Source organism: Polaromonas sp. (genome assembly GCF_039930745.1).
Lineage (GTDB): Bacteria > Pseudomonadota > Gammaproteobacteria > Burkholderiales > Burkholderiaceae_C > Polaromonas.
Map to the genome: position 1 here is coordinate 1 of NZ_JBDTTH010000159.1, position 5,128 is coordinate 5,128.

General features: G+C 63.9%; 5 protein-coding genes. 4 read left to right on the forward strand and 1 reads right to left on the reverse strand.

The features are described from left to right. Positions 1-469 precede the first annotated feature (469 nt). Complete coding sequence (locus ABI660_RS22905) at positions 470-793, forward strand: I78 family peptidase inhibitor (RefSeq protein ID WP_348072482.1); 324 nt, start codon at positions 470-472, stop codon at positions 791-793. A 133-nt stretch (positions 794-926) separates the two neighbouring features. Next, positions 927-1,829, forward strand: a complete 903-nt coding sequence (locus ABI660_RS22910) for a LysR substrate-binding domain-containing protein (protein WP_348072484.1) — start codon at positions 927-929, stop codon at positions 1,827-1,829. Here ABI660_RS22910 and ABI660_RS22915 read toward each other — a convergent pair. Then, positions 1,789-3,048 (reverse strand): D-amino acid dehydrogenase, encoded by a 1,260-nt coding sequence (locus ABI660_RS22915; protein WP_348072486.1) that lies wholly within the window; start codon positions 3,046-3,048, stop codon positions 1,789-1,791. The two genes, ABI660_RS22910 and ABI660_RS22915, sit on opposite strands and share 41 nt — an antisense overlap. A gap of 213 nt (positions 3,049-3,261) precedes the next feature. On the opposite strand from ABI660_RS22915, the gene ABI660_RS22920 reads away from it, so the two are divergent. Both ABI660_RS22920 and ABI660_RS22925 read left to right on the forward strand, forming a co-directional pair. Further along, the gene (locus ABI660_RS22920) at positions 3,262-4,596 is read left to right on the forward strand and encodes an aspartate aminotransferase family protein (protein ID WP_348072488.1); all 1,335 of its coding nucleotides are present in this window, start codon (positions 3,262-3,264) and stop codon (positions 4,594-4,596) included. A 30-nt stretch (positions 4,597-4,626) separates the two neighbouring features. Further along, positions 4,627-5,128 (forward strand): TAXI family TRAP transporter solute-binding subunit (locus ABI660_RS22925; protein WP_348072490.1); only part of this gene is annotated, 502 nt, incomplete at its 3' end.

The following is a 5,128-nucleotide window of genomic DNA, read 5'->3' on the forward strand; positions in this document are numbered from 1 at the left end:
AGGGAGTATGGGGTGTAGAGCCTCATCAAGGGTTCGAATCCCTTCGTTTCCGCCAAGACTACCGACTCTCTCCCACACCGGGACAGGGTCGGTTTTTTTTGCGCCCGATTTTCTGCAACGCAGCGTCTTTCGCTCGTCCCTCTATTTTCTTGCTTTGGTAACGGCGGGCGGTGTGTTCTATTCGATCCTTGTGTTCAATGTGGCGGAGGGGGGCCTATGGGTCAACCCGGCGGGACAAAGACGATGGTGCGTGGGAGGCAAGAAACTGGTACAGCCGCTCAATCGAATCAGGGTTCGGGGCAGCTTGCTGTAGTGAAATTGCAAGCCAATGCAACCCCGGCGCATCGGGGCATGCAAGCCGTGGAAACTTTTGCAACCGTATTTGGCTGTCTCCTGCGCAACCAGTCGTAAAAGTGGACGTCTCGTCCGGCTGGCTGCGGTATGGTGGCGCTTTCATCACGGAGAACCTATGTCTTTGAAACTCATCACGGCAAGCGCGGCGCTGGCGGGTCTTGTTGCCCTGGCAGGTTGTGCCGCGCCGGGCACCCCTTCCACCGGAAGCAGCCCCATGCCGCCGCCTCCGCCTGGAACAGCCTGCAATGCCGAGGGCGCCCAGTTCGCCGTGGGCCAAAGGGCCGCGGCCAGCACGGTCGAGGAGGCGCGTCAGCGGTCGGGTTCCTACATGGCGCGGGTGCTCTGGCCGAAGCAGGTGGTCACCATGGAGTTCAATGCGCAGCGGCTTAATCTGGATGTTGATGCGACGGGTGTTGTTCAGCGCGTGCGCTGCGGGTAATTCGTTGCGTATCGGCATGTCGGCGCGCTGCCGTATTGCATGGCGGGCGGCGATGACCGGAGCGGAACTGGCCTGTTGCCCATAATACGGCTGCCGGCTTCATGAACCGTTCCGCTGGCGAGAAAGAAAAAACATGCGCCTGCGGCACATCGAAGTTTTCAACGCAGTCATGCTCACGGGCAGCGTAAGTGCGGCAGCGCGCTTGATCAACATCACCCAACCGGCTGTCAGCCGCACGCTGCAGCACGCCGAAATCCAGCTAGGTTTTGCGCTGTTCCAGCGCGTGCGGGGCCGACTCACGCCTACGGCCGAGGCGCAGACGCTGTACCCGCACATCGAGCGTCTCTTTTCCCAGCTTGACGAGGTCCAGCGCCTGGCCAGCAGCCTGAAGACCGGGCGCGGCAACCAAGACGAATTGCGGGTGCTGACAGTGCTGGCGCTGAGTTATGAAGTGTTCCCGCGCGCCATCCGGCTGTTTCGCGAGAAGTACCCTGACGTGGCCGTGGTTCATGAGGCGCTGCATTCTCCCCAGATTGTTTCTTCACTGGTGCTGCAGGAAGCGGACGTGGGTTATGTTTTCAGCGCCATCAGCCATCCGGCGCTGTCGCACGAATTGATCGGCGAGCGGCAGGTCATGTGCATCGTGCCCAAGGGTTTGCTTGGCGCGCGGCAGCTCAAGGCGGGTGTGCTGAGCTTCGGGCAGCTGGCCGACCTGCCGGTGATCGCGCTGGACAACCGCGACCCGCTGGGCGTGACCTTGGGCCATGTGTTGCGCGAGAGCAGTCCCGGGCTCAAGCCGGTGATGACGGTGCAGACCTACCATGTGGCGCTGGCCCTGGCGCACCATGGTGTGGGCGTGGCGCTGGTCGAGGGCTGTACCGCCGCGTCGGCTGATCGAAGCAAGGTGGATGTGCTGGCGCTGGAGCCCGCCATCCCGGTGACGGTCAAGGCGCTGCGGCCCACGGCGCGCCCCAACTCGCTGGTGAGCCGGGCCTTCACACGCTGTATGACGCAGGCTCTGCAACAGATTGCGTAGAGCGAGGGCTTGCGTGCAGCAAGGCGGCAATCTGCTGCGCGCTGCCAAAAGCCAGGGTGAAACCCAGCGCGCCGTGGCCGGTGTTGAACAGCAGGTTGGCCGGGGCACCCGGTAGCCGGCCAATGATGGGCCGGCCGGTAGGTGTGGCCGGGCGCAGGCCGGCCCAGGGCTCGCAGGCGGAGAAGTCACCGCCCTCTGGAAACAGCTCGCGCGCACCCCTGGTCAGGGAGGCAATGCGTGTGGTGGGTATCTGCGTGTTGTCGCCCACCAGTTCGACTATGCCCGCCACCCGCAGGCGCTGGCCCACGCGTGCGAACACAAGCTTGCGCGCTGCATCGGTCACGTTCACATGAGGGGCGGCACCGGTCTTCGTATTGATGGGCACGGTGATGCTGTAACCCTTGAGCGGGTACACCCGCAGATGCAGGCCCAGCGTGCGGCCCAGCGAGCGCGACGCGCTGCCCAGGGCCACGACAAATGCATCGGCCTCCAGCGGACCAGCAGGTGTCAGCGCCGCAATAGCACGGCCGCCGCGCAGCACTATCCGCGTGATTTCGGTGTTGAATAGAAAGCGCACGCCGCGTGCACGCAGCAGGCGCAGCAGTTCCTGGCAGACCTTGTAGCAATCGGCCGCACATTCGCCCGGTGTGTGGATGGCTCCGGCGATGAGCGCCTGGTGGTGCGCGAGAGCAGGCTCGATGGCCACACACTCCTGCGCCGTCACGGCGGCTTGCGCACTGCCCAGGGCACGCTGCAGCGCCATCTGGCGGCGCGCCGCAGCAAATGAAGCGGTGTCCGGGTACAGCACCAGCTTGCCGGTGGCCGAGAAATCGCAATCCAGTTGCTCCTCGGCAAGCAGTTGCTCGAAACCCGCCCGGCTCTGCGCGGCGAGCGCCAGCAGTTGGGCCGTGGTCTGGCGTGACACGCTGCCGCGGCAGGCCGCCAGAAAACGCAGGCCCCAGGCCCATTGCTGCGGGTCGAACTGCGGCCGCAGTGTCAGCGGTGAATCGCTGGCCAGCAGCAGTTGCGGGAGTTGCCGCCAGATCGAGGGGTCGGCCAGCGGCTGCACATACGCGTAGCTCAGTTGTGCGCCGTTGGCGGCGCTGGCACCGGCGCCTGCGCTCGCACGATCAATCACGGTGACCTCGAAGCCCTCGCGGTGAAGTTGCCAGGCGGTGGCCAGGCCTGTGATGCCTGCTCCCAGAATGCACGCATGCATGGGTTTGTCCAGTGGTTGGTGAGTACACGCTGAATTTAGGACATCCGATGCGTCCTGAAAAATGCCGACAGGGCAGGGCGCCATGTCCGCAACTCATGGGTGGCTTGTGCCGCCAGTAATCCATGAGTTTTGGTTATGGGGTTCCGGTAAATCAGCATCACGCAGCGAGTGTGCTTTCCGTACACTGGCTGTCATCCCACCTCCGGACCCTGCATGACATCGACCCGCGTTTTTCACCGCCATCTCCAGCACATGCCGCCCGTAGCCGTCAGCGGCAAAGGTGTTTACCTGACCGATGCCGGCGGCAAGCAATATATTGATGCGTCCGGTGGTGCAGCGGTGTCCTGCCTGGGGCACGGGCACCCCGATGTGCTGGCGGCGATGCATGCGCAGATTGACAGCCTGGCGTACGCGCACACCAGCTTTTTCACCACGGCGGTTGCCGAGGAACTCGCCGACCAGCTGATTCGCACCGCGCCTGCGCGCATGAGCCACGTCTATTTTGTCAGCGGTGGCTCCGAGGCCGTCGAGGCGGCGATGAAAATGGCGCGCCAGTATTTCGTCGAAAACGGCCAGCCGCAGCGCACACATTTCATCGCGCGCCGGCAGAGCTACCACGGCAACACGCTGGGTGCGTTGGCGGTGGGCGGCAACGCGTGGCGGCGCGAGCCGTTTGCCCCCATCCTGATTCCGGTCACACATGTGGCGCCGTGTTACCCCTACCGCGAGCAGCTTGGCAACGAGACGCCGGAGCAGTACGGCCAGCGCCTGGCCCGGGAACTGGAGGGAGAGATCCAGCGCCTGGGCGCTGACAAGGTCATCGCCTTCGTGGCCGAAACCATAGGCGGCGCAACGGCCGGCGTGCTCGTGCCCGTGCCGGGGTACTTCAGGGCGGTGCGCGAGGTCTGCGACCGTTATGGCGTGCTGCTGATCCTGGACGAGGTGATGTGCGGCATGGGCCGCTCTGGCACCTTGCATGCCTGCGACTATGAAGGCGTGGTGCCCGACATCATGACGATTGCCAAGGGCCTGGGCGGCGGCTACCAGCCCATCGGTGCGGTGCTGGCGCAGCGAAAAATTGTGGAAGCCATGTCTTCGGGCAGCGGCTTTTTCCAGCACGGCCATACCTACCTGGGCCATGCCGTGGCGTGTGCCGCGGCGCTGGCGGTGCAGCGTGTCATCGAGCGTGATGGACTGCTGGCGCGCGTGCAGGAGAGCGGTGCACGTCTGGAAGGTTTGCTGCTCGACGCCTTTGGCGCGCATGCCCAAATTGGGGACATCCGCGGGCGTGGCCTGTTCTGGGGGATCGAGCTGGTGCAGGACCGGGCGAGCAAACAGCCGTTTGACCCGGCACGCAAACTGCATGCAAGGATCAAGAAGGAGGCGATGGCGCGCGGTTTGATGGTTTACCCGATGGGCGGTACGGTCGACGGGCGGTATGGTGATCATGTGTTGCTGGCCCCGCCGTTCATCACCAGCGATTCCGAGCTGGCACAGATCGTCGAGCGGCTCGATGCCGCCATCCGGGCCGCACTTTCATCATCCTGACCGACCGACTTTTCAACGAGGAGTATTGCAATGTCCAAAGCGTTTGTTTTTAAAGCCCTTGCCGCAGCAGCGGCTTTTTCCGGTGTGCTTGCCGCTGCACCTGCCATGGCCCAGCAGAAGTTTGTGACCATAGGCACGGGCGGCGTCACGGGCGTGTATTACGCCGCCGGGGGCGCCATTTGCCGCCTGGTCAACAAGGACCGCGCCAAGCACGGCATCCGCTGCTCGGTGGAATCCACCGGCGGGTCTGTTTTCAACGTCAACACCATCAAGGCCGGCGAACTGGACTTCGGGTTCACGCAATCGGACGTGCAGTACAACGCCGTCAAGGGCGTGAACCAGTACAAGGATGGCGCTTTCAGTGATTTGCGCGCCGTGTTTGCCGTGCACCCTGAACCTTTCACCGTGGTGGCCCGCAAGGAAGCCAACATTGCGAAGTTCGAGGACTTCAAGGGCAAGCGTTTCAACGTCGGCAATCCCGGTTCCGGCACGCGCTCCTCCATGGAAGAGCTGCTGGTGGCGATGGGCTGGA